This window comes from Massilia brevitalea (assembly GCF_030711405.1).
Classification (GTDB): domain Bacteria; phylum Pseudomonadota; class Gammaproteobacteria; order Burkholderiales; family Burkholderiaceae_D; genus Telluria; species Telluria brevitalea.
Genome location: NZ_JAULSI010000122.1, coordinates 1 through 961, shown reverse-complemented (window position 1 = coordinate 961; position 961 = coordinate 1). Strand labels below are relative to the sequence as shown.

The 961-nt window shown below is 53.0% G+C and carries 1 rRNA gene; it reads left to right on the top strand.

Annotation, left to right across the window (positions count from 1 at the left end):
* A 23S ribosomal RNA gene (locus tag QWL29_RS26550) occupies nt 1-961 on the top strand; the annotation flags it as partial.

Genomic DNA, 961 nt, shown 5'->3' with positions numbered 1-961 from the left:
ACTTTGAACCAATCTGTGTAGGATAGGTGGGAGGCTTTGAAGCGGGGACGCCAGTTCTCGTGGAGCCATCCTTGAAATACCACCCTGGTTTGTTTGAGGTTCTAACCTTGGTCCGTTATCCGGATCGGGGACAGTGCATGGTAGGCAGTTTGACTGGGGCGGTCTCCTCCTAAAGTGTAACGGAGGAGTTCGAAGGTACGCTAGGTACGGTCNTCGTGGAGCCATCCTTGAAATACCACCCTGGTTTGTTTGAGGTTCTAACCTTGGTCCGTTATCCGGATCGGGGACAGTGCATGGTAGGCAGTTTGACTGGGGCGGTCTCCTCCTAAAGTGTAACGGAGGAGTTCGAAGGTACGCTAGGTACGGTCGGACATCGTGCTAATAGTGCAATGGCATAAGCGTGCTTAACTGCGAGACCGACAAGTCGAGCAGGTACGAAAGTAGGACATAGTGATCCGGTGGTTCTGTATGGAAGGGCCATCGCTCAACGGATAAAAGGTACTCTGGGGATAACAGGCTGATTCCTCCCAAGAGTTCATATCGACGGGGGAGTTTGGCACCTCGATGTCGGCTCATCACATCCTGGGGCTGTAGCCGGTCCCAAGGGTATGGCTGTTCGCCATTTAAAGTGGTACGTGAGCTGGGTTTAAAACGTCGTGAGACAGTTTGGTCCCTATCTGCCGTGGGCGTTGGAAATTTGAAGGGGGCTGCTCCTAGTACGAGAGGACCGGAGTGGACGAACCTCTGGTGTACCGGTTGTCACGCCAGTGGCATTGCCGGGTAGCTAAGTTCGGAAGAGATAACCGCTGAAAGCATCTAAGCGGGAAACTTGCCTTGAGATGAGATTTCCCGGAGCCTTGAGCTCCTTGAAGGGTCGTTCGAGACCAGGACGTTGATAGGCTGGGTGTGGAAGTGCAGTAATGCATTAAGCTAACCAGTACTAATTGCCCGTACGGCTTGT